The organism is Streptomyces sp. URMC 127 (assembly GCF_051386535.1).
Taxonomy (GTDB): Bacteria; Actinomycetota; Actinomycetes; order Streptomycetales; family Streptomycetaceae; genus Streptomyces.
In genome coordinates, this window is the sequence record NZ_JBPQTW010000087.1 from 1 (window position 1) to 26,556 (window position 26,556).

Below are 26,556 nucleotides of genomic sequence, written 5' to 3' on the forward strand. Positions count from 1 at the left end.
GCTGCTGGCCGTAGCCGTAGGGCTGCTGCGGCGGCTGGGGCTGCTGCGGGTAGGGCTGGGGCGGGTACGGCTGCTGCGGCTGGCCGTACGGATTGGGCTGGGGCGGCTGCTGGGGCTGCTGCGGCTGCTGCCAGGGCTGGCTCATGTGCGATGTCCCCCGAAGGTCCTGGGTTGTTGGGTGAGGCCGGCGTAAGGGCCGAGTAAGTGCCGAGTAAGGGCCAAAAGGTATCAGCGTGCTACGACAGCAATGCGTTACCCACAGCGAGCGGACGGCTGTGAACCCCGTATAAAAGTTCGACCGTAAGGAATAATGGCAACTTATGGCGCAAAGCAAGTCGTTCAGCGGCAGGGACATGGGGATCGACCTCGGCACGGCGAACACCCTGGTGTACGTGCGCGGGAAGGGAGTGGTGCTCAACGAACCGTCAGTCGTCGCCGTGAACGCGGATGACGGCAGCGTGCTCTCGGTGGGCTCCGAGGCCAAGGAGACCATCGGCCGCACCCCTTCGAACATCGTCGCGGTCCGCCCGCTGCGCGACGGCGTCATAGCCGACTTCGAGATAGCCGAGCGCATGATGCGGCACTTCATCAAGAAGGTCATGGGCAACCGCCTCTTCGCCCGCCCCCGCGTCGTGGTGTGCGTGCCCTCCGGCATCACCGGCGTCGAGCGGCGCGCAGTCATCGAGGCGGCCTCGCGCGCAGGCGCCCGTCAGGTGCACCTGGTCGAGGAGCCCATGGCCGCGGCGATCGGCGCGGGTCTGCCGGTCAGCGAGCCGACCGGCTGCATGGTCGTCGACATCGGCGGCGGCACCACCGAGGTCGCCGTGATCTCCCTGGGCGGCATCGTCACCGCCCGCTCCGTCCGTACGGCCGGCGACGCGATGGACGCGGCGATCATCTCGTACGTGAAGAAGGAGTACTCCCTCGCGATCGGCGAACGCACCGCGGAGGAGATCAAGATGAACATCGGCTCCGCCGCCCCGACCGGCTACTGGTCCGCGGCCGGGCTGGCCGCCCTCGCCAAGCAGCTGGAGAAGGACACCGGCCTGGAGGAGGTCGGCGGGGACCCGGAGGAGACCCAGGGCCTCAAGCCGCCGGAGCGCTGCACCATCCGCGGCCGCGACCAGGTCAGCGGCCTGCCGAAGACGCGCGAGCTGACGGCCGACGAGATCCGCCACGCGCTGTCGGAGCCCGTCGACGCCATCGTCATGGCGGTCCGCCAGACCCTGGACGAGACCCCGCCGGAGCTGTCCGGCGACATCATGGACCGCGGCATCGTCCTGACGGGCGGCGGCGCGCTGCTGCGGGGCCTGGACGTGCGGCTGAGCAAGGAGCTCGACATCCCGGTCCTCATCGCCGACGACCCGCTGGACTGCGTGGCGGTCGGCACGGGCCGCTGCGTCGAGGACTTCGCGGCCCTGAAGACGGTCCTGGACGCCCCGAACAGGGCACTGGGGCTGGGGAGGCTGTAGGACTGACCGGGCCTGCCCGGGATCTCAAGCGCCGGCCCGGTGAAAAATTCAGCCCGTCCGGCGTTTGAGGACAGCGCCGTCAGGCGCTTCACCTGACACCGCCGCGGGGCGCCGCCCCTACAACCGATGCCCCGCGCCAGCGGGAATCGCTCCGCGCGTGTCCAGCAGCAGCTGTGCCTTCACGGCAAGCCCCTGCAGGTCGTACGTGCGGTGGTGCTGCAGCAGCACCGTGAGGTCCGCCGCGGCCGCAGCCTCGTAGACGCTGTCGGCCCGCGGCACCGGCCGCCCCATCACCCGCCACTGCGCCACGTGCGGGTCGTGGTAGCTGAGCTGGGCGCCCAGCTCCATCAGCCGGGAGGCGATCTCCCGGGCCGGTGCCCCCTGCTGGTCGGAGACGTCGGCCTTGTAGCTGACGCCCAGGAGCAGCACCCGCGCGCCGCGCGCCGACTTGCCGTGCTCGTTGAGGAGCGTGGCGCACCGCTGGGTGACGTAGCGCGGCATGCGCCCGCTGACCTCCTGGGCGACCTCCACCATCCGCAGCGGGTAGCCGAGGCTGCGCCCTTTGTAGGAGAGGTAGTTGGGGTCGATGGGGACGCCGGGGCCGCCCACCCCGGGGCCCGGGCGGAACGCCTGGAAGCCGAACGGCTTGGTCTCGGCGCAGCGCACGACGTCCCACAGGTCGACGCCGATGTCGTGGCAGAAGACGGCCATCTCGTTGACGAGGGCGATGTTGACGTACCGGTAGTTGGTCTCCAGGACGCGGACCGCCTCGGCCTCGCGCAGGCCGCGCGCGCGGACGACCTTCTCGCAGACCCGCCCGTAGAAGGCCGCGGCGGCCTCGGTGCAGGCGGGGGTGAGGCCGCCGATGACCTTGGGGATGCCGGCGTAGCCGTGGCGCTTGTTGCCGGGGTCGACCCGGCTGGGGGAGTAGGCCAGGTGGAAGTCGTGGCCCGCGCGCAGCCCGGAGCCGGATTCGAGCAGGGGGCGCAGGAATTCCTCCGTGGCGCCGGGGTAGACGGGGGACTCCAGGAGGACGGTGGTGTGCGGGCGCAGTCGTGCGGCGAGGGCGCGGGCGGCCGCGCCGACGGCGCCCAGGTCCAGGGCCCGGTCCTCGCCCAGCCGGGCGGGTGCGCAGATGACGGCCGTGCGCACCTTGCCGAGCTCGGCGTCGGCGGTCGTGGGGCGGAAGCCCGCGGCGAGCATCCGGCGCACCTCCGCGGCGGTGAGGCAGCCGTCGGCGCATTCGGGGGGCAGCCGGCCGGCGCGCAGCTCGGCGACGGTGTGCGGGTCGGGGTCGTAGCCGATGGTGTCGATGCCGGCGGCGGTCGCGGCCTGGGCGAGGGGGAGTCCGAGGTGGCCGAGTCCGATGACGGCGAGATCTGCGGGCATGGCGAGGCGGTCCTTCCCGGGGAGCCGGGGGTTCTGGCACGCGTACGAGTTACATCAGGTTAAGCGGATATATGACTGTTATTCGGGATCAACGCGGCGCGGCTCGCTCCCCTGCGCCGCCGGCGCGGCCGAATCGGCGGATCTGGGGCAGCATCGAAGGAGGAGCAGAGAAGCGCGGGGACCAGCGGAGCGACCGGCGGCCGAAACGGAGGCAGCGGTGAGGACAGCGACACTCGGACCGGAGGAGCGCGGTGCGGCGCTCGCCCGGATGGCGGAACGGGAACTGGACGTCCTGGTCGTGGGCGGCGGTGTCGTCGGTGCGGGCACCGCGCTCGACGCGGCCACCCGGGGACTGACGACGGGCCTGGTCGAGGCGCGCGACTGGGCCGCAGGCACCTCCAGCCGCTCCAGCAAGCTCATCCACGGCGGTCTGCGCTATCTGGAGATGCTGGACTTCGCCCTCGTCAGGGAGGCCCTCAAGGAGCGCGGGCTGCTGCTGGAGCGGCTCGCCCCGCACCTGGTGAAGCCCGTGCCCTTCCTCTACCCGCTGCAGCACCGCGGCTGGGAGCGCCTCTACGCCGGCACGGGCGTGGCGCTCTACGACGCGATGTCGGTCTCCTCGGGCCACGGCCGGGGGCTGCCGGCGCACCGGCACCTCACCCGCAAGCGGGCCCTGCGCGTCGCGCCCTGCCTGAAGAAGGACGCCCTGGTGGGCGCGCTGCAGTACTACGACGCCCAGATGGACGACGCCCGCTACGTCACCACCCTCGTGCGCACCGCGGCCGCCTACGGCGCCGACGTCGCCAACCGGGCGAGAGTGACGGGTTTCCTGCGCGAGGGCGAGCGGGTGGTGGGCGCCACGGTGCGGGACCTGGAGCAGGGCGGCGAGTTCGAGATCAGGGCCCGGCAGATCGTCAACGCCACGGGCGTGTGGACGGACGACACGCAGAAGCTCATCGCCGAGCGCGGGCAGTTCCACGTACGGGCTTCGAAGGGCATCCACCTGGTGGTGCCCAAGGACCGCATCCACTCCACCACCGGGCTGATCCTGCGCACCGAGAAGAGCGTGCTCTTCGTGATCCCCTGGGGCAGGCACTGGATCGTCGGCACGACGGACACCGACTGGGACCTGGACAAGGCGCACCCCGCCGCCTCCAGCGCCGACATCGACTACCTGCTGGAGCACGTGAACGCCGTCCTGGCCGTGCCGCTGACCCGGGACGACGTGCAGGGGGTCTACGCGGGGCTGCGGCCCCTGCTGGCCGGCGAGTCGGACGCGACGAGCAAGCTGTCGCGCGAGCACACCGTGGCCCACCCCGTGCCGGGGCTGGTGGTCGTGGCGGGCGGGAAGTACACCACGTACCGCGTGATGGCCAAGGATGCCGTGGACGAGGCGGTGCACGCGCTCGACCGGCGCGTGGCCGAGTGCGTCACGGAGGATGTGCCGCTGGTCGGCGCCGAGGGCTACAAGGCGCTGTGGAACGGGCGCGCCCGGATCGCCCAGCGCACCGGCCTGCACGTCGCGCGCGTCGAGCACCTGCTCAACCGGTACGGCTCGATGGTGGACGAGCTGCTGGAGCTCGTCGCCGCGGACCCGTCCCTGGGCGACCCGCTCACCGGCGCCGAGGACTATCTGCGGGCCGAGGTCGTCTACGCCGCCTCGCACGAGGGCGCGCGTCACCTGGACGACGTCCTCACCCGCCGCACCAGGATCTCGATCGAGACGTTCGACCGCGGCACGCGCAGCGCCCGCGAGGCCGCCGAGCTGATGGCGCCCGTGCTGGGCTGGGACCGCTCCCAGGTCGAGAAGGAGGTCGAGCGCTACGAGAAGCGCGTGGAGGCCGAGCGCGAATCGCAGCTGCAGCCCGACGACCTGACGGCGGATGCGGCACGGCTGGGGGCGCCGGACGTCCAGCCGATCTGATGCCCTGTCGGCCGTTTTCGGCGGGTATACGTAACCTCTGGGGCGACAGCGTCTGATGAGCATCATGTGACAGCTCCGACGCGCCGGGAACCGCCCTGTCCGAAACCGGGTCCTGTTAAGGCAACGGATCCGTGGGGCCCCCGGTGCGGGTGCCGTGCCGGGCGCCGCCCGGCCGTCGCGGCGCAGGCCGGCCAGGTCAGTGCGGTGGCGGTGCCGCAACGGCCGCCGCGCGCCGTACGGAGGGCGCCGGGCGACGGGTTGCCCGGATTGTCCGCAAGCCCGTGGACCCTGGCCTTCCGCCGGTCTGTGGATGAGAGACAATGGTGGCTCTGCCAGGGTCGGTTGGTCGCAGAGCTGATTGCCAGAGGGGACGCATGTCGGAGGCGGAGCAGACGCAGGGCACGGCAGGGCGCCTCCTCGCCGGGCGGTACCGCCTCGGGGACGTCCTCGGCCGCGGCGGCATGGGTACGGTCTGGCGTGCGAGCGACGAGACCCTCGGCCGCACGGTGGCCGTGAAGGAGCTGCGGTTCCCGGCCAACATTGACGAGGACGAGAAGCGACGCCTCATCACCCGCACGCTGCGCGAGGCGAAGGCCATCGCCCGGATCCGCAGCGCGGGCGCCGTCACCGTCTACGACGTGGTGCACGAGGACGACCGCCCCTGGATCGTCATGGAGCTCATCGAGGGCCGCTCGCTCGCCGACGTCATCCGCGAGGACGGGCCGCTGAAGTGGCGCCGCGCCGCGGAGGTCGGCCTCGCCGTCCTGGACGTGCTCGGCGCGGCCCACCGCCAGGGCATCCTGCACCGCGACGTGAAGCCGTCCAACGTTCTCATCGCGGACGACGGCCGCGTCGTCCTCACCGACTTCGGCATCGCCCAGGTCGAGGGCGACCCTTCCGTCACCTCCACCGGCATGCTCGTCGGCGCCCCTTCGTACATCTCTCCCGAGCGCGCCCGCGGCCACAAGCCCGGCCCGCCGGCCGACCTGTGGTCCCTGGGCGGCCTGCTCTACGCGGCCGTCGAGGGCGTTCCCCCGTACGACAAGGGGTCGGCCATAGCGACCCTCACCGCCGTGATGACCGAGCCGCTCGGCCCGCCGAAGAACGCCGGCCCGCTGGCCGAGGTCATGTACGGGCTGCTCGCCAAGGACCCCGAGAAGCGGCTCGACGAGGCCGGCGCCCGCGCGCTGCTCACCGACGCCGTCAACGCCCCCGACGAGCGCCTGCCCCCCAAGCGGCAGCCCGCGGCCGCCGACCTCGACGCGACGCAGGCCATCGCCGTCCCGCCGATACCGGAGGGGGCCGCTCCCGCCCGGCCCGCGCCCAAGTCCCCCGCCTCCCCGGTGTCCTCGGCGCAGCGGCCGGGCGCGGCGGCGGGCAGGCCGTCGGACGTCCCGCCGGTGCAGGGCCCGCCCTCCGGCGCGGTGGCCGGGGCCCCGGGCGCGCCGCGCGCCGCGGAGGCGGCGAAGGCCACGACCCATCAGTTCTCCGGGGGCACGATCGGCGGGCGCACGCCGCTCCTGGAGGCCGTGCCGCGCCGGACGCTCGTCGTCGCGGCGGTCGTCGTGGTGCTGGCCGTGCTCGGCACGGTGCTTGCCTTCGCGCTGAGCGGTGGCGACGGCAGCGACAAGGAAGGCAAGAGGCAGGGCGGGACCGCCCCGGTGCACTCGGCGTCGGCAGGCGCCCCCGGCAAGGCGGGCGCCGAGCCCCAGGTGATCAGGTCCCAGCCCGCCGCAGCCGTCTCCGGCGCCAAGGAGGCGGGCGCCTCCGGCTACCGGCGCTTCGAGAACGACGAATACCACTTCGCCATCTCCCTCCCGGAGGGCTGGAAGCAGACCGGCACCGCCGGCGAGCACTCGGGCGCCATCTACAGCGCCTCCGGCGGCTTCCCGCGCGTCCAGGTCGACTTCGGCGCGGAGCCGAAGGACGACGCGGTCAAGGCCTGGCGCGATGCCGAGACCGGTGCCAGGAGCAGCATGCCCGGCTACAAGGGCCTGTCGATCCAGGAGATCCGCGGCTGGGCGAACCACGACTACCCGACCGTCGCGGACTGGTCGTTCGAGCGCGACCAGAACGGCAAGCGCGTCCAGGTCCTCAACCGCGGCTTCAAGGTGGACGACGAGCACGGCTACGCCATCATGATCAGCTGCGAGAAGGACAAGTGGGGCGACGCCGACTGCCGCTCCCTGCGCGACACGGCCTTCCGGACGTTCACTCCCGAGGACTGAGCCTCCCCGGCTCCTCCGGGCGAATCCCGGAGAACCGCACCGCCCCGGCCCTCCCGGGAGAACTTTCCTTCGGCGCTACGCATGTCCGAAACCCGAGTGACCCGGGAGAGCGGACGGCACTCGGCGGACGGGTGTTGCGGGACGGGCGCCTTCCGGTCGGTCCGCTGAGCGACGTACTGAGCCGTACGCGCCCGAAGGGGCGGGTTCGGCACGTATCGTGAGGTGCCATGGACGGTGCGCAGCCGCAACAGGCGGTCGGCTGACGGTCGTTGGCGGTTGTCCGGGCATTCGGGCGGGGTGTGGATCGCGCGCTTGGGGAGGCGTCGTGGACGACTACGCGGGTCGGATCCTGGCCGGCCGGTATCGCCTTCCCTTACCGCCCTCCGATGTGTTCGAGCTCGTCGAGACCCGGGCCTTCGACACCATGAGCGGGCAGGAAGTCCTCGTCCGGCAGATCCCGCTGCCGGAGTTCGTGGATGCGGAGCTCGTCGGCGCCGGGGGCTGCCCCCCGGGCCCGGGAGCCGGGCGTACGGGGCGGGCGGGCGGTGACGATCCGGCGGTCAGGCGCGCGCTGGCCGCGGCCACGGCCGCCGCGCAGGTGCCCGACCACCCCCGGCTCGACCAGGTCTTCCACGTCTTCGCCGAGGGCGGCAGCCTGTGGGTCGTCAGCGAGCTCGTGCCCGCCCGCCCGCTCGCCGCGCTCCTGGCCGAGCGGCCCCTCTCGCCCCACCGCGCCGCCGAGGTCGCCGCCGACGTCCTCACCGCCCTGCGCGCCCTGCACGCCCACGGCTGGACCCACCGCAACATCACCACCCGCACCGTCCTCATCTGCGACGACGGCCGCGCCGTCCTCACCGGCCTGGCCGCGGGCGCGGCCGAAGAGGCCCTGTGCGGCTACAACCCCGTGCCGGTGGGCGGGGAGCCGCCTGCGAGCGGCAACGGCCAGGGGGCGATGCCGTCGACGCGCTCACCGCAGCGGCCGCCCGGCGGGACGGCGGTGCCGCGGCAGCAGGGCGGCCCGGCGCCGGGCGGCACCGGCCGGGGAGCCGCAGGCCATGGGCCCCGGCCCGACGCCCGTCCCGTTTCCCGGTCCGCCCCTGGGGCCGGCGGGGGCTTCGCGCCGGACGGTGGCGCGGCGGGTGGCGGCGGGCCCGATGGCAGCGCGCCGGACGGCAGTGGGCCCGGTGGCGGGGCTGTGCCGAGGCCCCGCGGGCAGGGGGCCGGACCGTCCCCGTCCCCGTACCGGGACCAAGGAGCCGCAGGAGGCTTCCTTCCGCCGGGCGGTGCCCGGGCCACGGGGGAGCCGTGGCCACCCGTCAGCTCCCGGCCACAGGCAGGCGGGCAGAGTGCGGGGCGTCCGAGCAGAGGACAGCCGGGTGGGCAGGGGGCCGCGCCCGGGGCCGGGCAGCCGGGCGGGCAGGCCGGGCCCCGGCAGGTGCGCTCTTCGGCGATCGCTGCCTACCGCGCGGGTGCGGCCCGGGCCGCTGCCGCCCGCACGGCCGGGGAGAACGCCCCGCCCGTCACCCCCACCGGCTCCTCCACCTGGGGCGGTGGCAGCGCCGCCAGCGGCACGGCCCCCGCGCCCGCCGGCCGGAACCGCTCGGCGGGTCCGCCCGGAGCGCGCGGCGGGCCGGGTGGATCGGGTGGATCGGGTGGGCCGGGGGGCGCCGCCCGGCCGGACGTTCCCGAAGTGAAGCTCCCCGGATCGGCCGCTTCCTGGCCCGTCTTCCCCGGCACGGCAGCACCTCCTGCCCCTGCTCCTCCTGCTGCTGCTTCTCCTCGCTCCGCCGCTCCCGGCAAGGGACCGGCAGCCCCGTCGCCCGGCGCCCGTCCCGGAGCGGGACCGGCCCCCGGAAGCGGTCCCGGAGCCCCGGCCCCGCGCGCCGTGCAGAGCCCTCCCGGCGGCAGCCCCGCCGCAGCCGTCCCCGGCGGCAGCCGGCCTGCGGGTAAGGCACCGGCGGCCGCCGCCCCGGCTGCCCCGGCCGCCTGGGGAGCCGCCGGGCAGCAGCAGCCCACCGGGGCCCTCGCCGTCGAGCGCGCCCGGCAGGCCCGGATGGTCGTCGTCGGCGCCGTCACCGAACGATGGGCCCCGGAGCAGGCCTGGCCCGTCCAGGAGAGCTGGCAGCTGGCGCCCCCCGTCGGCCCCGCGGCCGACCTCTGGGCCCTCGGCGCGCTGCTCTTCCGCGTCGTCCAGGGACACGCCCCGTACCCGGAGGACAGCACGGCCGAACTGGTCCGCCTCGTCTGCACAGAGCCCCCCGCGTTCGCCGAGGAGTGCGGCGCCCTGCGCCCCGTGGTCGAGTCGCTCATGCGGAAGGACCCGGCCGAGCGCCCCGAGTTCGAGGAGCTCCGCGGCTGGCTGCGCTCCCTGATCCGCTCCGCGCCGGAACCCGAGCCCGGCGGCCGCACCCTCACCGTGCCCGACGCCGTCCCGGACGCCCCTGCCGACCAGCACCGGCTCCCGGTCGTCCGCCGCAAGGGCGAGATGGTGCGGCGCAGGCGGGGCCGTCCCATCACCGCCGTGGACACCGCGCAGGCCGCGCACGGCCGCCACAAGAAGACGACGAAGGACAACGCCCCCGCACCCCGCTCCGGCCCGCCCCGCACCGGACACTTGCAGGAGCAGCGCGGCCGTCCGGCCCGCTCGCCGTTCGGCCTCGGCCGGCTGCTGGTCGGCCTGATCCTGCTGCTCCTCGCAGGGGCCGCGCTGTACGCGGTGCTGTTCATGCCGCGCGCCGAGGAGAGCGCGGGCCGGGTCACCGCGGACCGTGCGGGAGCGGCAGGGGCGCCCAGCGCCGCGCCCCCGGCCCCGCAGAGCGCCGGCCCGCAGACCGCCGGCCCTCAGAGCGTCGGCCCGTCGAGTGGTGCCCGCGCGGCGGGCGGGGCCGGTGCCTCGGGCGCGGCGACGGCGGAGGAGCGGATCGCCGAGACGGAAGGCCCTGCCAAGGGCTTCGCCCTGCGCAAGGACCCCAAGGGGTTCACCGTGGCCGTCGCCGAGGACTGGCAGCGCCGCGGGGAGAACGACCGCGGGCAGATCGTCTACGCGGGCGGCGACTACCGGCTCGTGGTGGTCCCGGGCCGTGACAAGGCCGCGGAGTTCGGCAGCGACCCGATGGCGTACCAGCAGGACAAGGAGCCCGAGCTGGAGGCCTACCGCTCCTCCCCGTGGGCCGGCGCCACCGGGCTGCGCCGCACCGAGGTGGGCAGGACGGTGACGGCGGAGGGCGCGTTCAACTGGAACGACAGCAGCGGCCGCCAGGTCTACGTGCGCAACTCCGCCACCCTCGTGGACGGCCGTTACCACCTCCTGCAGGTGATCGGGCCCATGAACGAGCGGCGCGCGGTGGACCGGTTCTTCGAGCAGGCGACGGCTGCCTACCGGGCGGGCGGCTGAGCGGAACGGGCGAAGCGCTCGCGCAGCTCGTGCTTGAGCACCTTGTGCAGGGTGCTGTCGCGGGGGAGCCGCCCCACCAGCTCCAGCTGTTCGGGGATCTTGTGCACGGACAGCCCGGCGTCCGTCAGGTGGGAGGCCACGTCCCCGAGCGTGAGCCGCGGCGCTCCGGGGACCTGCTGGACGACGGCGCAGACCCGCTCCCCGCGTACGGGGTCGGGCAGCCCGATCACCGCGGCGTCCTCGATGTGCGGATGGCTCCGCAGGAGCTGCTCGACTTCCTGCGCGGAGATGTTCTCGCCTTTGCGGATGATGACGTCCTTGGCGCGGCCGGTGATGACGAGACGGCCGTCGGGGGTGATGCGCCCCAGGTCGCCGGTGAGGAGGAAGCCGTCGGCGTCGAAGGCCGCGGCGGTCTGGGCGGGGTCGAGGTAGCCCCGGCAGACGGCTTCACCGCGCAGCCGGATCCCGCCCTCGGTGCCGGGCGGCACGGGCTTTCCCGCCGCGTCGGTCACGCGGATCTCCATGCCCGCGGCCGGTCGGCCCTCGGTGCGGGCCAGGTGTTCCGCCGCGTCCTGCGGATCTCCCATCGTGATCATCGGGGCTTCGGTCATGCCGTAGCCGTGCACCAGCGGGCACCCGAGCTCGCGCGCGACCTCGTCGTGCAGCTCCGGCGGCCTGGGGGCGCCGCCGCCCGCCAGCAGCCGGAGGGTGGGGATGATCCTGCGTCCGGGCTGCCGGCGCTGCTCGGCGAGGAACATCGTGTAGAAGGCGGTCGAGCCGCCCGCGACGGTGACGCCGTTGCGGCGGTAGGCGCCGAGCGAGCCGGGCAGGGAGAAGTGCTCCACGAGGAGTGCGGGGAAGCCCCGCAGGAGCAGCATGACGGTGTAGTCGGGCCCCGCGACGTGCGCGTAGGGGAAGGCCATCGAGCCGACGTCGTCCGGGGTGAGGCGCAGTGCGGCGGCCAGGCAGCTGCCGGCGGTGATGAGCCCGCGGTCGGTGTGCAGGGCGCCCTTCGGCGCGGCGGTGGTGCCGGAGGTCCAGTAGACCCAGCGGACGGCGGTGCCGTCGGCGGGCGGGGGCGGGAGCTCCGCGGGGTCCCCCTCGGGCAGGGTGTCGTAGACGGTGAGGACGAGCGGCGGCACGGGAAGCGTGAGGGCGAGCCGGTGGGCCATGAGGGTGTGGTCGAAGCCCCGCCACACGCCGGGTACGGCGAAGAACCCGGCCTCCGCGGCCCGCAGGGTGTGGCCGGCCTCGCGGTCGCGGTAGTGGGGGACGAGCGGTGTCTGGACGGCGCCGAGGCGGGCCAGGGCGAAGGCCAGGACGACGGTCTCGATGCGGGTGGGCAGCTGCCAGGCCACCCGGCTGCCCGGGCGCACCCCGAGTCCGTACAGTCCGGCTGCGGTGCGCTCGGCGAGCGCCCGCAGCTCGCCGAAGGTCACCGTGCGGTCGGCAGCCCCGGCCGGGCCGGGACCGCTCTCCGGCTCCGGCTCGTCGGCCTGGATGAGGGCGGGGGCGGCGGGGGTGAGGTCCGCGCGGCGGTCGAGCAGCTCCCACAGGGTGCGGGAAGCGGACAGGTCGTCGGCGGTACCGGTCATGGCGGGCCTCCACGACAACTGACGCTACGTCAGGTAGGTGCGGCGAAGCGTAGGCCGTCGCGCCTTGCCGGTCCAGGGGGTGCGGGCTAGCCTCAAATCTGACAGACCGTCAGTCAGGCGCCGCCGGACACGGAAGGCCCCCGATGGAACTGCCCCGCATCGTCAGCGTCGACGACCACGTCATCGAGCCCGCCCACCTCTTCGAGCGCTGGCTGCCCGCCCGCTACCGCGACCGCGGTCCCCGCCCGCTGACCACCGGCATCGGCCGGCTGGAGTACACCGGCGGCAGGTACACCATCGCCATGGACCCCGACGGTCCGCCCGCGGACTGGTGGATCTACGAGGACCTCGCCTCCCCCTACAAGCGCACCATCGCCGCCGCCGGCTTCGACCGCGACGAGATGACCCTGGAAGGCATCACCCGCGCCGAGATGCGCCCCGGCTGCTGGGACCCCGCCGAGCGCCTGAAGGACATGGACCTCAACCACGTCGAGGCGTCCCTGTGCTTCCCGACCTTCCCCCGCTTCTGCGGCCAGACCTTCGCCGAGGCGCGCGACAAGGAGGTCGCCCTCGCGTGCGTGCGCGCCTACAACGACTGGATGGTCGAGGAGTGGTGCGGCGACAGCGGCGGGCGCCTCATTCCCCTGTGCCTCATCCCGCTCTGGGACGTGGATCTCGCCGTCGCCGAGATCCACCGCAACGCCGCCCGCGGCGTACGGGCCGTGACCTTCAGCGAGCTCCCCACCTGCCTCGGCCTCCCCAGCATCCACACCGGCTACTGGGACCCCTTCTTCGCGGCCTGCCAGGACACCGGAACCGTCGTCAACATGCACATCGGCTCCTCCTCGCAGATGCCCGCCGCGTCCCCGGACGCCCCGCCCGCCGTCCAGGCCACCCTGTCCTTCAACAACGCCATGGCGTCGATGGCCGACTTCCTCTTCAGCGGCGTCCTCGTCCGCCACCCGCGCCTCACCCTCGCCTACAGCGAAGGCCAGATGGGCTGGATCCCCTACGCCCTTGAGCGCGCCGACGACGTCTGGCGGGAACACCGGGCCTGGGGCGGCGTCCGCGACCTGATCCCCGAGCCGCCCTCCACCTACTACCACCGCCAGGTCTACTGCTGCTTCTTCCGCGACAAGCACGGCATCGCCGCACTCGACGCGATCGGCCGGGACAACGCCACCTTCGAGACCGACTACCCCCACGTCGACTCGACCTTCCCGCACACCCGGGAGGTCGCCCTCGACCACGTGCGAGGGCTGGACGACGAGACCGTCCGCAAACTCATGCGCGGCAACGCCATCCGGATGCTCGGCCTGGACCTCGACCCCATGGGCGGGTGACCCGCGATGGACCTCACCCTCACCAGGGAAGAGGAGGACTTCCGCGACCGGCTCCGCACCTGGCTGCACGACACCCTGCCCCGGCTGCCCCCCGAACCCGCAGCCGGCGACTGGCCCGCGCGCCGCGCCCACGACTGCGCCTGGCAACGCGCACTCCACGACGCCGGGTACGCCGGACTGCACTGGCCGGCCCACGCCGGCGGCCAAGGCGCCACCCCCACCCAGCACTTGATCTTCCTTGAGGAGACCGAGCGCGCCGGGGCTCCCTATGTCGGCGCCAACTTCGTCGGGCTCCTGCACGCCGGCCCCACCATCGCCGCCGAAGGGACCGCCGCCCAGCGCGCCCGCTGGCTGCCGCCGATCCTGCGCGGCGAGGAGATCTGGTGCCAGGGCTTCTCCGAACCCGGCGCCGGCTCCGACCTGGCCGCCCTGCGCACCCGGGCCGTCCGTGACGGCGACTCCTACGTCGTCACCGGCAGCAAGATCTGGACCTCCCACGCCGAGATCGCCGACTGGTGCGAACTCCTCGTCCGCACCGACCCCTCCGCCCCCCGGCACCGCGGCATCACCTGGCTCGCCCTGCCCATGGACAGCCCCGGCGTCACCGTACGGCCGCTGCGCACCCTCGCCGGCACCACCGAATTCGCCGAGGTGTTCCTCGACGAGGTGCGCGTACCCGTGACCCACCGCGTCGGCCCCGAGAACGACGGCTGGCGCGTCACCATGGTCACCCTCTCCTACGAGCGCGGCACCGCCTTCGCCGGAGAGGTCGCCGCCTGCCGCCGCACCCTCACCGGGCTCGCCCGCACCGCCCGCACCAACGGCCGCTGGGACGACCCCGTCCTGCGGCGCCGCCTCGGCCGCCTCCACGCCGAGTTCACGGCGCTGTGGCGGCTCGTCCAGTGGAACGCCTGCGAGGCCGCACATGCCGCACGCACCGGAGCCGGCGGGGCGCCGGGCGCGGGCGCCTCCGTCTTCAAACTCCGCTACTCCCAGGCCCGCCAGGAGCTCTACGAGGCCGCCGCCGAGGTGCTCGGGCCCGAGTCCCTCGACACCCGCCACGCGTGGACGGCCCAGCGCCTGTCCTCGCTCTCCTACACGATCGCCGCCGGCACCTCCCAGATCCAGCGGAACATCATCGCCGAGCGCATCCTCGGCCTTCCCAAGGGGCGATGACCATGGACTTCCGCCTCAGCGACGACCAGCGCGCCCTGCGGTCCGGCATGCGGAGCCTCCTCGCCGCCCGCTACCCCCGCGAGAGGCTGCGCTCCCTCGCCGACGCCCCGGGCGGCCCTGGAGCGCCGGACCGCGGCCTGTGGCAGGCCCTGGGGGAGGCGGGCTTCTTCGCCCTGCGCCTACCGGAGCAGGACGGCGGCGCGGGGCTGGGACTCCCTGAGGCGGTGCTCCTCTTCGAGGAGGCCGGACGGGCCCTGCTGCCCGGCCCCCTGGTCGCCACCCAGCTCGCCGCCGGACTCGTGCCGGGCGCGGCCGAGGGGGCCCGCCTCGTCACCGCCCTGGACCGGCCGGGGATGGCCGAGCACCTCGCCGCTGCCGAAGCCGTCCTGCTCCTCGACGGCCCGGCCGCCCGGATCCTGCGCACCCGCCCCGGCGGCGCACCGCGGGCACTGCGTGCGCGGCCCGCCCGCTCCGTCGACCCCACGACGCCCCTGCACCTCGTCCGGCAACTTCCCCGGCCGCCCGCCGGGGATACCGCCGCGGTGTCCGTCGATGCGGCCCGGCTGCGCCGTGAGGCGGCCCTGCTGACCGCTGCCCAGCAGCTCGGGAGCGCCTTCCGCACCATCGACATGGCGGTCTCCCACGCTCGCAACCGCACCCAGTTCGGCCGTCCTGTCGGTGAGTTCCAGGCGGTGCAGCACCTGTGTGCGGAGATGCTCGTCCGCGCCGAGCTCGCCCGGGCCGCGGTCTATGCGGCCTCCCTCGCGTCCGGACCCGGCGGAGCCGCCGACTTCGCCACCGCCAAGCTGCTCGCAGACAGTGCAGCCGTACGCAACGCTCATGACTGTCTGCAAGTGCACGGTGGCCAGGGCTTTACGTGGGAAGCCGATGTTCATCTGCACCTGAAACGAGCGTGGCTGAGAGCCGGTCAATGGCAGTCGGCCGCCGAATCCGAGGAATTGCTTGCGAATACCCTCCTGCGCGAGGCTTCACACCTCCCGGAGCGTCCTCGCACGAGCGATGCAACGGATGTTCTGGACGCAGAGAATGTCACGGCGTAATCGTCATGGGTGAAATATCGGCCATGTCATGCCGAACCGCTCACAGCATGTCGATATCAGGCTGTGTCCCGGACGTTATTCGTCACGGGGCGGAGTCGGGTCCCGGCTCGGGTACGCTCCCTTGGATGCGAGAGCTTCAGAAGCGCGGCGAGGCAAATGAGGCCCATGCGGCTGCGCCGGGCGTGCGCATGTCTGATGCTCGTCCCGGAAAGGGGCCCCTGGGCCCTCGGTGTTCGAGTCTCCCCGGCGCGCGTCGCACAGTATGCAGCAGCCCTACTCCTTTGCGCCGGAATATGCCCGAAGCGCTTGTTGGGGTGACTGTGCGTCAACCATGCTGTCTCGGAAGGCGGTCACGTTCCGTGGTCGCTCGGAGACGCGAGGCGTTGTGTCCGCCGGTACGGATGGTGTGAGCGGTGCAGGTGCTTCAGATGCAGATGGAGGTCCGGGCCGATCCCGCGGAAGTGGGACGGGCCCGCAAGTGGGCGCGGTCGCGGCTGGCCGGCTCGGGGATAGGCGTCGATGAGCCGCTGGCCGAGACGCTGATCCTGCTGATCTCCGAGCTGGTCACCAATGCCGTCGTCCACACCGGCTGCCCGGCCGTGCTGCGCATGCTCTTCCCGGGCGCCGGTGCCGGGGTGCCCGGAGCGTCCGGAGGCACCGTCCGCGTCGAAGTCGCCGACATCAGCGCCCGCCCGCCCCGCCGAAGGTGTGCCGGAGGCGAGGACACCGGCGGCCGCGGCCTGGAGCTGGTCGACGGCCTCGCGGACCGCTGGGGCTGGCAGGCGGAGGGCAGCGGCAAGCGCATCTGGTGCGAGGTCGACCGCGGCGGCTCCTCGTGGGTCGGCGCTTTCGACCCACCGCGCGCCGTCATAAATCGGGCTTAATCGACAAAGTCCAGACCAGGTGTTGACGTGAAGTGTCCACGTGATCACCCTTGGACGCAGCGATTCGTTGCGAGGGGACGTCGAGAGGTCCGCACTGACCGGGCTGCTCGGCGAGTACGGGTCGCGGTCCGGCGCAAGAACAGGGCTCCAGCGCCGGAGCCGGCGGCGACGCGCGGTGCCGTGCTCGGGGTGCGCATCTGCACGTCGCCGCCTGCCCACGTCTCCGCAAGCCCGCCCGCGGCCGTCTGACGGCACGGACGGCAGCAGAGCGGACAAGTCCTGGCCCCGCTTTCCGTCGCCGGCTCAGAGCACGGCAACCGGCGCCACGGGCGCACCCACCGCCCCCTCGAAGGGCTCGGGCGTCGCCGTCAGCAGGAAGGCGTAGCGCCGCTCTTCCGCGCAGACCGCGGAGAGCTCCTCCAGATTCCAGTTCTGGCCCTGCATCATCCCCATCTCCACCAGGTGGAGCGCGTGCACCGGAAGCCAGAGTCCGTCGATCTCCGGCGGGAAGACTTCGAAGCAGAGCGTGTCGTTGGCGACGGCCGCCACGTCGCGCGCATGGAACCACTCGGGTGTCCGGACCGAGAGCCCGGGTGACGCATTGCCGTACGCACGCCTGTCGCCCGCAAGGTAGTGCTGCATGTGCCCGGTGCGGACCATGACGACGTCCCCCGGCCCCACGGAGACCGCCGCTATCTCCTCCGCCGCCTCCAGATCCTCCGGGGTGACGGCGTGCCCGGGTGGCAGGCGGTCCACGCCCAGGGCGTGCGCCACGTCCAGCAGCACCCCGCGCGAGACGATGTGCCGGGCCTTCTCGATGCCGCTGAGGGCGGCACCCGTATGGGCGGTGACCGAGTCCGCCGGCCGGCCGTTGTAGATCCTTCCGCCGTGGGAGGCGTGCGGAAGCGCGTCCCAGTGGGTGCCGGCCTGGAGGCCCATGGTGACGGTGTCGTCACTCGTGGCCACTGATCCCGGGGCGAACTCCTCACGATTGACCGAGGTCATGGTGTGCAAGGGGTTGATCCTCCCGGGGATCAGGCCGGTCTGGATCCCGCGCCGCCGCAGGGGCACGGCGAGGGCCACCCTCCGGCCGGTGAGTACGGTCGCCGCCGCTTCTCGCACCACGGCGTCCGTGATCAGGTTCAGGGTGCCGATCTCGTCGCTGTCGCCCCAGCGGCCCCAGTTGTTGACCCGCTTGGCGATCTCGTGGAACTCCGGTGGCAGTGGCATGGGCGTCCTCCCCGGATCGGTCCCTGTGCGGGGCTTGTGCCTTCGCCTGCCCTGCCCAAAAATCTAACGGACCGTCAGATAGAGCGGGAAGGGGCGTGCGCCGTGGGGAGCTTCTTGGCGGGAAAGGTGGTCGCCGTGACCGGGGCGGGCCGCGGCATCGGCCGCGCCGTCGCCCTCGCCTGCGCGGCCGAGGGCGCAAAGGTCGTGGTCAACGACTACGGCGTTGCCGTCGACGGCGCCGAACCCACGAGCGAGGTAGCCGCCGGCGTCGTCAAGGAGATCGAGGCGGCGGGCGGCGAAGCCGCCGCCGTTGCGGACGACGTGTCGTCCATGGCGGGCGGGCAGCGGATCGTCGACACGGCCCTCACCCGCTACGGGCGGATCGACGGCGCTGTGTGCGCAGCGGGGATCCTGCGCGAGCGGATGCTCTTCAACATGACGGAAGCAGAGTGGGACCCCGTCATCGCCACCCACCTCAAGGGCACCTTCACCGTCTTCCGCGCCGCCTCCGCCGTCATGCGCCGGCAGGGACGCGGCACCCTCATCGGCTTCACCAGCGGCAACCACCAGGGCAGCGTCGCGCAGGCCAACTACTCCGCCGCCAAGGGCGGCATCATCTCCCTCGTCCGCAGCGCCGCACTCGGCCTGCACAAGTACGGGGTCACCGCCAACTGCGTCGCCCCTGTGGCCCGTACCCGCATGTCCGCCGGTGTTCCGGTGGAGCTCAAAGAGATGGGCGAACCCGAGGACGTGGCGGCGCTCGTCGTCTACCTGCTCGGCGAACAGGCCCGCGACGAAGGCGTCACCGGACAGGTCTACACCGTGGCCGGGTCCAAAATCGCCGTGTGGGCCCAGCCCCGAGAACTGCGCGCCGTCTGCAGCGACGGCCCCTGGACGCCCGGCAAGATCGCCGACCTGCTGCCCCGCACCGTCGGCACCGATCCCATGCCGATGCTCGCCCACCTGGAGGCCATGGCCGAGGCGGCCGCCGCCAAAGCCCGCCCCAACGCGTGACGGGGAGCCACCCATGAACTTCTCCTTCGGGCCGGACGACGAAGCCCTCCGGCAGGAAGCGCGGGCCTGGCTCGCCGGGCACCTCGCCGCGGAGCCGGCGCCGGTCGCGGGCCGCGCCTGGGAACGCACCCTGGGCTCCGGCGGATGGATCGGCCTCGGCTGGGACTGCGCGGCCGGCACCTACGGCAACCGCACCGCGCCCCTGACCGGGCAGGTCGTCTGGGCCGAGGAGTACTCCCGTGCCCGCGGCGAGGAGATCTGGTGCCAGGGCTACAGCGAACCCGGCGCGGGCTCCGACCTCGCCGCCGTACGCACCGCCGCCGTCAGGGACCCCGGCAGCGGCACCTACCGCATCACGGGCCAGAAGCTGTGGACCTCCCACGCCCGCGAGGCCGACTGGTGCTTCCTGCTGGCCCGCACCACCGAGGGCTCCCGCCGGCACCACGGTCTCTCCCTTCTGCTCGTGCCGATGGACCAGCCCGGCCGGATCGATATCCGCCCCATCCGGCAGCTCACCGGGGACGCAGGCTTCAACGAGGTCTTCTTCGACGGCGCCGAGGCCCGCGCCGGCCACGTGCTCGGCGGCGAGGGCAACGGCTGGCGGGTCGCCATGGACCTCCTCGGCCGGGAGCGGGGAGCGGCCACCCTCGCCCAGCAGATCGGCTTCGCCGCCGAGCTCGCCCGCGTCGTCCGCCTCGCCCGGGAGACCGGGGCCGCAGAGGAGCCGGCGGTGCGCGACCGGCTCGTACGGCAGTGGGCCGAGCTGCGGACGCTGCGCTGGACCGCCCTGCGGAGCCTGGGCGGCACGGACCTCCCCGGCGCACCGAGCGTCGCCAAACTGCTCTGGAGCACCTGGCACCAGCGCCTCGGCGAACTCACCCTGCGGGTACAGGGCCCGGCCGCGGTCCTCGGGCCCCGCGACTGGAGCGACGAGCGGCCCTACGAACTCGACGCCCTGCAGCGCCTGTTCCTCTTCTCGCGGGCCGACACGATCTACGGCGGGTCGGCCGAGGTGCAGCGCACGATCATCGCCGAGCGCATACTCGGCCTCCCGAAGGAGCCCCGGCCATGACGGCGAACGGCACCGTGGCGAACGGCACCGTGGCGTACGGCGCGAAGGCGTACGGGAACTGGATCGGCGGGTCGTGGCGCGCACCGGAAAAAGGGCACTATCCAGTTGTCAATCCGGCGACCGAGCAGGTCGTCGGGGCGGCGCCGGAGGCGACCCCCGCCGAGGTCGCCGCCGCCGTGACCGCCGCACGGGCCGCGCAGGACGGCTGGTCCCGTACGGATCCGCGCGAGCGCGCAGCCGTACTGGACCGGACAGCGGAACTGATCAGCGAACACGGAGCGGAGCTCCTGCCCCTGCTCCAGGCCGAGACGGGCGCGACGGCGCGCGTCACCTCGGCCCTGCAACTGCCCGCGGCGGTGGACCGCTTCCGCCGCTACGCCCGGGGGGCGGTCGAGCCGGCGGTCCTCCCGCTCGCGCCGCACCCCGTCCAGGGCAGTCCGCTCGCACCGGGCGGCCTGATGGGCGCCGCCGCGGTCCGACGCCCCGTGGGCGTCGTCGCCTGCATCACCTCCTACAACTTCCCGCTCGCCAACCTCGCGGGCAAGCTCGCACCCGCCCTGGCCATGGGGAACGCCGTCGTCGCCAAACCGGCGCCGCAGGATCCCCTGTGCTGCCTGTCGCTGGGCCCGATCCTTCAGGAGGCCGGCCTCCCGGACGGTGTCCTCAACATCGTCACGGGGCCGGGCCCGGGGGCGGGGCAGGCGCTCGTGGCCCACCCCGGCGTCGACATGGTCAGCTTCACCGGATCCACCGCCGTCGGAAAACAGATCGCCGAGACCGCGGGGAGGTCGATGAAGCGCACCCTTCTCGAGCTCGGCGGCAAGGGCGCGGCCATCGTCCTGGGGGATGCCGACAGGAACGTGCTCAAGTCGGCGATCGGGGCGGTCGGTTCGGTCTGGTCCTTCCACAGCGGACAGATCTGCACGGCGCCGACCCGGGTGCTCGTCCAGCGCGCGCTGTACGAGGAGGTCGTCGCCGGTCTCCGACGTTACGCGCAAAAGCTGATCGTCGGGGACCCTGTGGATAACTCGACGGTGGTCGGTCCGCTGATCTCGGCCGCGCAGCGCGACCGGGTGGAGGCGTACATCGCGCGGGCCCGGGCGGAAGGCGCCCGCATCGTCGTGGGCGGCACACGCCCTGACATCAAGCCCGGTTTCTACGTCGCCCCCACCCTGATCACCGGCGTCGATCCCGAAACTGCTGTTGCCCGCGAGGAGTTGTTCGGACCGGTCGTCGTCGCCCTGCCCTTCGACGACGACGAGGACGCGGTCCGCATCGCCAACGGCACCTCCTACGGCCTCCACGACTACGTCTTCAGCGCCGACACCGCCCGCGCCTGGGCCGTCGCCGCGCGCCTCCGCAGCGGCAACGTCGCCATCAACACCGCCCAGCGGCACCCCGAAACGCCCTTCGGCGGCTTCAAGGAGAGCGGCGTCGGCCGGGACGGCGGCTCGTTCGCACTGCACGCCTACAGCGAACTCCAGTCGGTCGTCTGGGCTTCCTGACCCCGGCGAGTGAGGCAACCCCGCCGCCGCCCCTTCCGACCCGAGAGCCGAGAGGACCCCAGACGTGCGAGGCGTCATCTTCGACGGAAAGCAGCCCCTGGTCGCCGACGACCTGGAGGTTCGTGAGCCCGGCCCCGGCGAGGTCCTGGTCTCGGTCGCGGCCGCCGGGCTCTGCCACAGCGACCTGTCCGTCCTCGACGGCACGATCCCGTACCCCGTTCCCGTCGTCCTCGGGCACGAGGGCGCGGGCGTGGTGCGGGCGACCGGCCCCGGCGTCGGGCACGTCGCGCCGGGCGATCACGTGGCGCTGTCCACGCTCGCCGCCTGCGGCGTCTGTGGCGAGTGCGGCCGGGGCCGGCCGACGATGTGCCGCGAGTCGATCGGCAGGCCCACCCGGCCCTTCACTCGCAGGGGTGAGCGGCTTTTCCACTTCGCGGCCAGTTCCGTCTTCGCCGAGCGCACCGTCGTCCGAGCCGTCCAGGCCGTGAAGATCCCTGACGGCATACCGCTGACCTCGGCGGCGGTGATCGGCTGCGGCGTTCTGACCGGCGTCGGCGCCGTCCTCAACCGCGCCCGCGTCGGCCCCGGCGAATCCGTCGTCGTCATCGGCGCCGGCGGCGTCGGCCTCAACGTTCTGCAGGGTGCCCGGATCGCCGGGGCGTCCGTCATCGTTGCCGTCGACGCCGACCCGCACAAGGAAGCGGCGGCCCGGCAGTTCGGAGCCACCCACTTCATCGAAGCCTCCGCAGCGCCCGGCGGCACGGCGCCCGGCGACTCGGCAGCGGACCGTGCGCCCAACGACACGGCGCGCGACAGCACCGCGGCCGTACGCGAGATCCTCCCGGAGGGCGCCGACCACGCCTTCGAATGCGTCGGCAACCCCCGACTCGTCCGGCAGGCGGTCGACCTCCTCGGCAGGCACGGGCAGGCGGTGCTGCTCGGCGTACCGCCCGCCGGGGCCGAGGCGTCCTTCCGTGCCGACTCCCTCTTCCTCGACAAGGCGATCCTGGGCTGCCGCTACGGCTCCTCGCGCCCGCAGCGCGACATCCCCCTCTACGCCCGCCTCTACCAGGAAGGGCGCCTCCTCCTGGACGAACTTGTCACCCACACCTACCCCGTCGAGGACTTCACCCGCGCCGCGGAGGACACCCTCAACGGCCACGTCTGCCGTGCCGTCCTCACCTTCGGCTGACCGGCCGGTGCCGCGGCCGCCGGCCGGTCAGCGGCGGGTGGAGTGCGTCACCGCACGGAACGTGCGCCGGTAGGCCGTAGGGGACACGCCGAGCGCCGCCTGCAGGTGCTGCCGCATGGAGGCGGCCGTACCGAACCCGGCGCTCCGCGCCACCTGGTCCACGGACAGGTCGCTGTCCTCCAGCAAGTGCCGGGCGCGCTCCACGCGCTGCTGGGTCAGCCACTGCCCCGGGCTGATGCCGACCTCCTCGCGGAAGCGGCGCGTGAACGTCCGGACGCTCATGGCCTCCTGCTCGGCCATGTCCCGCAACTGGATCGGCTGTTCCAGCCGCCCCAGGGCCCAGGCGCGGGCCCCCGTGGTCGTCGCGAGCTGGGGCTCGGGAACCGGCCGCTGGATGTACTGCGCCTGGCCGCCGTCGCGGTGCGGCGGCACGACGCTGCGCCGCGCCACCTCGTTCGCGACGGCCGTGCCGTGGTCGCGTCGCACGATGTGCAGGCACAGGTCGATGCCGGAGGCCACCCCGGCCGAGGTCAGCACGTCGCCGTCGTCCACGAAGAGCACGTCGGCGTCCACGCGCACGGAGGGGAACATCTGCTGGAAGCGCTCCGTGCTCGACCAGTGCGTGGTGGCGGGCCGCCCGTCGAGGAGACCCGCGGCCGCGAGGATGTACGAGCCGGTGCAGATCGACACCATGCGCGTACCGGGACGTATGCGGGCCAGGGCGGCGGCCAGTTCGTCACCGAGCCGTCCTTCGTCGTACGGCGGCCCGAACTCGTACGAGGCAGGGACGACGACCGTGTCGGCCTCGGCCAGGGCCTCCGGTCCCAGGTCGACGTTGATGGAGAAGTCGGCATCGGTCGGGACCGGACCTGCGGCCAGCGCGCAGGTCACCACCTCGTACAGCGGCTCCCCGGCCGAAGTCGTGGCTTTGCCGAAGATCCGGTACGGGATGGAGAGCTCGAAGGGGATCACGCCGGCCAGGGCGAGGACGGCGACCCGGTGGGGCGGTGCGTCGGGGTGCTGGTCGGAGCGGGTGAGCCTGGTGCTCCTGGTGGTCTCCTGCGTCATTCCTCGTTCGCCCCCGAAGCGTTCCGTCCGCCGCCCATGACGTTCCCCTCGTCTCCCCGGTGCGTGCAAGAGACGTTTCCGTCACCCTACGGCCCGCCACTGACAACCGGCCCGCCCCGGCCCGCCGGCCCGGCACTGACGACCGGCCCGGCCGCACTCCCGTGGCCCGATCCTTGCGAATACTGTCCTTTCGGCCACTCGTTCGGCGGAGGGCAGCTCCCGATGCTGAGGGGCGTGAGTCAGACAACCGGACGTCCCATCCACCCGGAGAGCTCCTCCGCAGGCCCGGGCCTCTCCGCCGAGAGCCGCGGGCGCCGCCGTATCCACCGCGCCTGGTCGGTGGCCGCCGTCACCTTCGTGACGATCATCGGCGCGGCGGGCTTCGCCTCGCTGCCCGGCCTGCTGATCGAACCGCTCCACGGGGAGTTCGGGTGGTCGCGCGGCACGATCGGGTTCGCGGCCTCCGTCAACCTCGCCCTGTACGGGCTCACGGCGCCGTTCGCCGCCGCTCTGATGGACCGCTTCGGCATCCGCAAGGTCGTCGCCTGCGCCCTGACCGTGATCGCGGCCGGTGCCGGGCTGACGGTCTTCATGACGGCCGCCTGGCAACTCGTGCTGTGCTGGGGCGTGCTCGTCGGGCTCGGCAGCGGTTCGATGGCCCTGGCTTTCGCGGCAACCGTGACCAACCGGTGGTTCACCGCCCGGCGCGGACTCGTCACCGGCATCCTCACGGCCGCCGGAGCCTCCGGCCAGCTGGTCTTCCTTCCCCTGCTCTCCTGGATCGTCGAGCACCACGACTGGCGGCCGGCCGCCGTGACGGTGTCCGTCGCCGCCCTCGTCGTCGTCCCGTTCGTGTGGCTGCTGCTGCGCGACCACCCCGCGGACGTGGGCCTCGCCCCGTACGGCAGCGACACGCCCGTACCGAAGCCGGTCCCTGCGCCCGGTGCCGCGCGCCGTGCAGTCAGGGCGCTGCTCGACGCCGTCCGCACCGGCCCCTTCTGGCTGCTCGCAGGGACCTTCGCAATCTGCGGTGCGACCACGAACGGCCTGGTGAAAACCCACTTCGTGCCGGCTGCGCACGACCACGGCATGCCCATGACGGCGGCCGCGGGCCTGCTCGCCGTGATCGGCGTCTTCGACGTCGTCGGCACCATCGCCTCCGGCTGGTTCACCGACCGGTTCGAGGCGCGCAGGCTGCTCGCCGTCTACTACGGGCTGCGCGGCATCTCGCTGATGTTCCTGCCGATGCTCCTGGCGCCCTCCGTGCAGCCCCCGATGGTCTTCTTCATCGTCTTCTACGGGCTCGACTGGGTCGCCACCGTGCCGCCCACCATTGCCCTGTGCCGCGAGCACTACGGCGAGGACAGCGCGATCGTCTTCGGCTGGGTGCTCGCCTCCCACCAGGTCGGTGCCGCTCTGGTGGCCTTCCTCGGCGGAGTGGCCCGCGACGCCTTCGGTTCGTACGACGTCGTCTGGTACGCCTCGGGCGCGCTGTGCGCCGTGGCGGCGCTCATGGCTCTGGTCATCCGCAGGCGGCGCCCGCGGACGGCAGCCAGACTGCCGGAGGCGAATCCGGTGTGATCACGGAGTGATCCGGGGTGGTTCCGGTCGGCACCCGCCCTGCTGCGGGCCGGCGCCTGCTCTGCTGCCGGCACGGCGCCTGCCCGCTGCCGGCCGGCGCCTGCCCTGCGGCCGGTCCCGTACCGGGGCGGACCCGAGTGAAGCGGATTATTCGGTCGGCAAAAGCAACCTCTCAGCTGCTGGGGGAATCCTCTCTTGGGGAGAGGGGCAGCGATGACACAGCAGGCTGAGCCGGGCGCGATACCGGAACCGGCGCCGGCCGGAGCGCAAGCGGAGCCGGGTGACGGAGCCGAAACCGTGTCCGGCGGCGGCCCGGGGGAGACGCCTCCGGCGCAGGAGCGTGTGAGGCATCCGGACGGCTTCGGTGCGGCGTTCTGCGCGTCGATGGCGGGGCTGTGCGCGGAGGCTGCCGTCGCGGGGACTGCCGGCTTTCTTGTGATGCTCTCGCGCGAGCACGAAGGCCTGCCCCACGGGCTGATGGTGATCGTCGCCGTCGTGTTCGCCGTCGCCCTGCTCGGTGTCCTCGTCAGCGGCTTCGTCACGGCGGTGGCCGTCATGCCGGCCCTGGCGCTCGCTCGGCGCGTCACCCGGCGCTCCGGGCGCCGCGAGGGCCCGCTGTGGAACGCGGCCGCGGTGCCCGTCGTGTCGGCCGCGGCGGTGGCCGTGTTCGGTGGCGTGTCGGCGCTCGGCAGCCTCTCCCCGGCATCCCCCGTGACGTACCTCCTGTGGTGGGCTTTCCTCACGGCTGCCCTGCTGCCCGCCACCCTGATAGCGGGAGTCGCCGGCCGGCGCGTACGTGAGGGCCGGTCCGCCCGTACAGCCCGGAGGGTGTCGCGGGACGGAGCCCTTGCGTGGCTCGCCGTCGGCGCCGTGGGCGCGATCGCGTACGGGACCGGTCTCGTCAGCGTCTACCAGCCGCCCCGCTTCGAAACGGAGCAGCTGGCGGGCACCTGGACCGACGGCCGCGGCGGAACGGTCAGGCTGGCCGAGGACGGCGCGGCGGAGGCCGACGGGCTCGACAACTACGTGTGGGACGGCACCGGCAAGGACAAGCCGAAGGACTGCGACGGCGCGGGCACGTGGAAGCCGGTCAAGGAGGGCGGGAAGGTCGAAGGCATGTCCTTGCGCATCGGCTCGTGCGAGCTCAAGCGCAACTGGAGCGTCAGCGGCACCGTCAAGGAGCCGCGGCTCTACCACGAGATCGGCAAGCCCGGCTCGGGCAAGCGGTACGTCCTGACGAAGGTCGTCAAGCACGGCAAGCAGAAGCAGTAGCCGGGAAGGCGGGACGGGAGACGTCAGGTGCCGACAAGAGGCAGGCGTCGCGTTTCACGCGTCGAAGGCGGTGAACGTCCCGAACGCGCTCCTGTGGAAGACGAGCGGGCCTTCCTGGTCCGCCCCCTCCGCTCCCTCCGCTCGCGTGTCCCCCTC

At 73.3% G+C, this 26,556-nt stretch carries 18 protein-coding genes; 14 read left to right on the forward strand and 4 right to left on the reverse strand.

All coding sequences use genetic code 11. The features are described 5' to 3' along the window. The first annotated feature begins 320 nt into the window (after positions 1-320). Complete coding sequence (locus ACSNOH_RS18590) at positions 321-1,472, forward strand: rod shape-determining protein (protein ID WP_436722481.1); 1,152 nt, start codon at positions 321-323, stop codon at positions 1,470-1,472. A gap of 117 nt (positions 1,473-1,589) precedes the next feature. Here ACSNOH_RS18590 and ACSNOH_RS18595 read toward each other — a convergent pair whose 3' ends face one another. Continuing rightward, entirely contained in the window at positions 1,590-2,861 is a 1,272-nt protein-coding gene (locus ACSNOH_RS18595; protein WP_436722482.1) for a nucleotide sugar dehydrogenase, read from the reverse strand. Positions 2,862-3,078: 217 nt separating this feature from the next. Between ACSNOH_RS18595 and ACSNOH_RS18600 the strand changes: the two genes are divergently transcribed. From ACSNOH_RS18600 to ACSNOH_RS18610, 3 genes are all read left to right on the forward strand, one after another. Beyond that, positions 3,079-4,785 (forward strand): glycerol-3-phosphate dehydrogenase/oxidase, encoded by a 1,707-nt coding sequence (locus ACSNOH_RS18600; protein ID WP_436722483.1) that lies wholly within the window; start codon positions 3,079-3,081, stop codon positions 4,783-4,785. 374 nt (positions 4,786-5,159) lie between these two features. Continuing rightward, positions 5,160-7,013, forward strand: a complete 1,854-nt coding sequence (locus ACSNOH_RS18605) for a protein kinase domain-containing protein (RefSeq protein ID WP_436722484.1) — start codon at positions 5,160-5,162, stop codon at positions 7,011-7,013. 325 nt (positions 7,014-7,338) lie between these two features. Continuing rightward, entirely contained in the window at positions 7,339-10,407 is a 3,069-nt protein-coding gene (locus ACSNOH_RS18610) for a protein kinase (RefSeq protein WP_436722485.1), read from the forward strand. Here ACSNOH_RS18610 and ACSNOH_RS18615 read toward each other — a convergent pair. After that, on the reverse strand, positions 10,389-12,002 hold the full coding sequence (locus tag ACSNOH_RS18615; RefSeq protein WP_436722486.1) for a class I adenylate-forming enzyme family protein: 1,614 nt from the start codon (positions 12,000-12,002) through the stop codon (positions 10,389-10,391). The genes ACSNOH_RS18610 and ACSNOH_RS18615 overlap by 19 nt on opposite strands. 143 nt (positions 12,003-12,145) lie before the next feature. On the opposite strand from ACSNOH_RS18615, the gene ACSNOH_RS18620 reads away from it, so the two are divergent. The 4 genes from ACSNOH_RS18620 (at position 12,146) to ACSNOH_RS18635 (ending at position 16,466) form a co-directional block, all read left to right on the forward strand. Then, positions 12,146-13,345 carry an amidohydrolase family protein gene (locus ACSNOH_RS18620; RefSeq protein WP_436722487.1) on the forward strand — a complete coding sequence of 400 codons (1,200 nt, stop codon included), beginning with the start codon at positions 12,146-12,148 and terminating at the stop codon, positions 13,343-13,345. 6 nt (positions 13,346-13,351) lie between these two features. Beyond that, the gene (locus tag ACSNOH_RS18625; protein WP_436722488.1) at positions 13,352-14,521 is read left to right on the forward strand and encodes an acyl-CoA dehydrogenase family protein; all 1,170 of its coding nucleotides are present in this window, start codon (positions 13,352-13,354) and stop codon (positions 14,519-14,521) included. A gap of 2 nt (positions 14,522-14,523) precedes the next feature. Then, on the forward strand, positions 14,524-15,582 hold the full coding sequence (locus ACSNOH_RS18630) for an acyl-CoA dehydrogenase family protein (protein ID WP_436722489.1): 1,059 nt from the start codon (positions 14,524-14,526) through the stop codon (positions 15,580-15,582). A gap of 413 nt (positions 15,583-15,995) precedes the next feature. Next, on the forward strand, positions 15,996-16,466 hold the full coding sequence (locus ACSNOH_RS18635; RefSeq protein WP_436722490.1) for an ATP-binding protein: 471 nt from the start codon (positions 15,996-15,998) through the stop codon (positions 16,464-16,466). A 303-nt stretch (positions 16,467-16,769) separates the two neighbouring features. Here the strand turns inward: ACSNOH_RS18635 and ACSNOH_RS18640 are convergent, their stop codons facing one another. After that, on the reverse strand, positions 16,770-17,696 hold the full coding sequence (locus ACSNOH_RS18640; RefSeq protein ID WP_436722491.1) for a cyclase family protein: 927 nt from the start codon (positions 17,694-17,696) through the stop codon (positions 16,770-16,772). A 102-nt stretch (positions 17,697-17,798) separates the two neighbouring features. Here ACSNOH_RS18640 and ACSNOH_RS18645 point away from each other — a divergent pair, with 102 nt between their 5' ends. The 4 genes from ACSNOH_RS18645 (at position 17,799) to ACSNOH_RS18660 (ending at position 22,479) form a co-directional block, all read left to right on the forward strand. Next, entirely contained in the window at positions 17,799-18,710 is a 912-nt protein-coding gene (locus tag ACSNOH_RS18645) for an SDR family oxidoreductase (RefSeq protein WP_436722492.1), read from the forward strand. A 13-nt stretch (positions 18,711-18,723) separates the two neighbouring features. After that, the gene (locus ACSNOH_RS18650; protein WP_436722493.1) at positions 18,724-19,782 is read left to right on the forward strand and encodes an acyl-CoA dehydrogenase family protein; all 1,059 of its coding nucleotides are present in this window, start codon (positions 18,724-18,726) and stop codon (positions 19,780-19,782) included. After that, positions 19,779-21,287, forward strand: coding sequence for an aldehyde dehydrogenase family protein (locus ACSNOH_RS18655; protein ID WP_436722494.1), 1,509 nt, complete (start codon positions 19,779-19,781; stop codon positions 21,285-21,287). Before ACSNOH_RS18650 ends, ACSNOH_RS18655 begins: the two co-directional genes overlap by 4 nt. Positions 21,288-21,351: 64 nt before the next feature. Then, positions 21,352-22,479, forward strand: coding sequence for an alcohol dehydrogenase catalytic domain-containing protein (locus ACSNOH_RS18660; RefSeq protein ID WP_436722495.1), 1,128 nt, complete (start codon positions 21,352-21,354; stop codon positions 22,477-22,479). 27 nt (positions 22,480-22,506) lie between these two features. On the opposite strand, the gene ACSNOH_RS18665 is transcribed toward ACSNOH_RS18660, so the two are convergent. After that, a complete protein-coding gene (locus ACSNOH_RS18665; RefSeq protein WP_436722496.1) occupies positions 22,507-23,547 on the reverse strand; it encodes a GlxA family transcriptional regulator in 1,041 nt (346 codons plus the stop codon). 222 nt (positions 23,548-23,769) lie between these two features. On the opposite strand from ACSNOH_RS18665, the gene ACSNOH_RS18670 reads away from it, so the two are divergent. Together ACSNOH_RS18670 and ACSNOH_RS18675 are read left to right on the forward strand one after the other, a co-directional pair. Beyond that, entirely contained in the window at positions 23,770-25,128 is a 1,359-nt protein-coding gene (locus ACSNOH_RS18670; protein WP_436722497.1) for an MFS transporter, read from the forward strand. 342 nt (positions 25,129-25,470) lie between these two features. Beyond that, positions 25,471-26,400, forward strand: a complete 930-nt coding sequence (locus ACSNOH_RS18675) for a hypothetical protein (protein ID WP_436722498.1) — start codon at positions 25,471-25,473, stop codon at positions 26,398-26,400. The last annotated feature ends 156 nt before the right edge of the window (positions 26,401-26,556 follow it).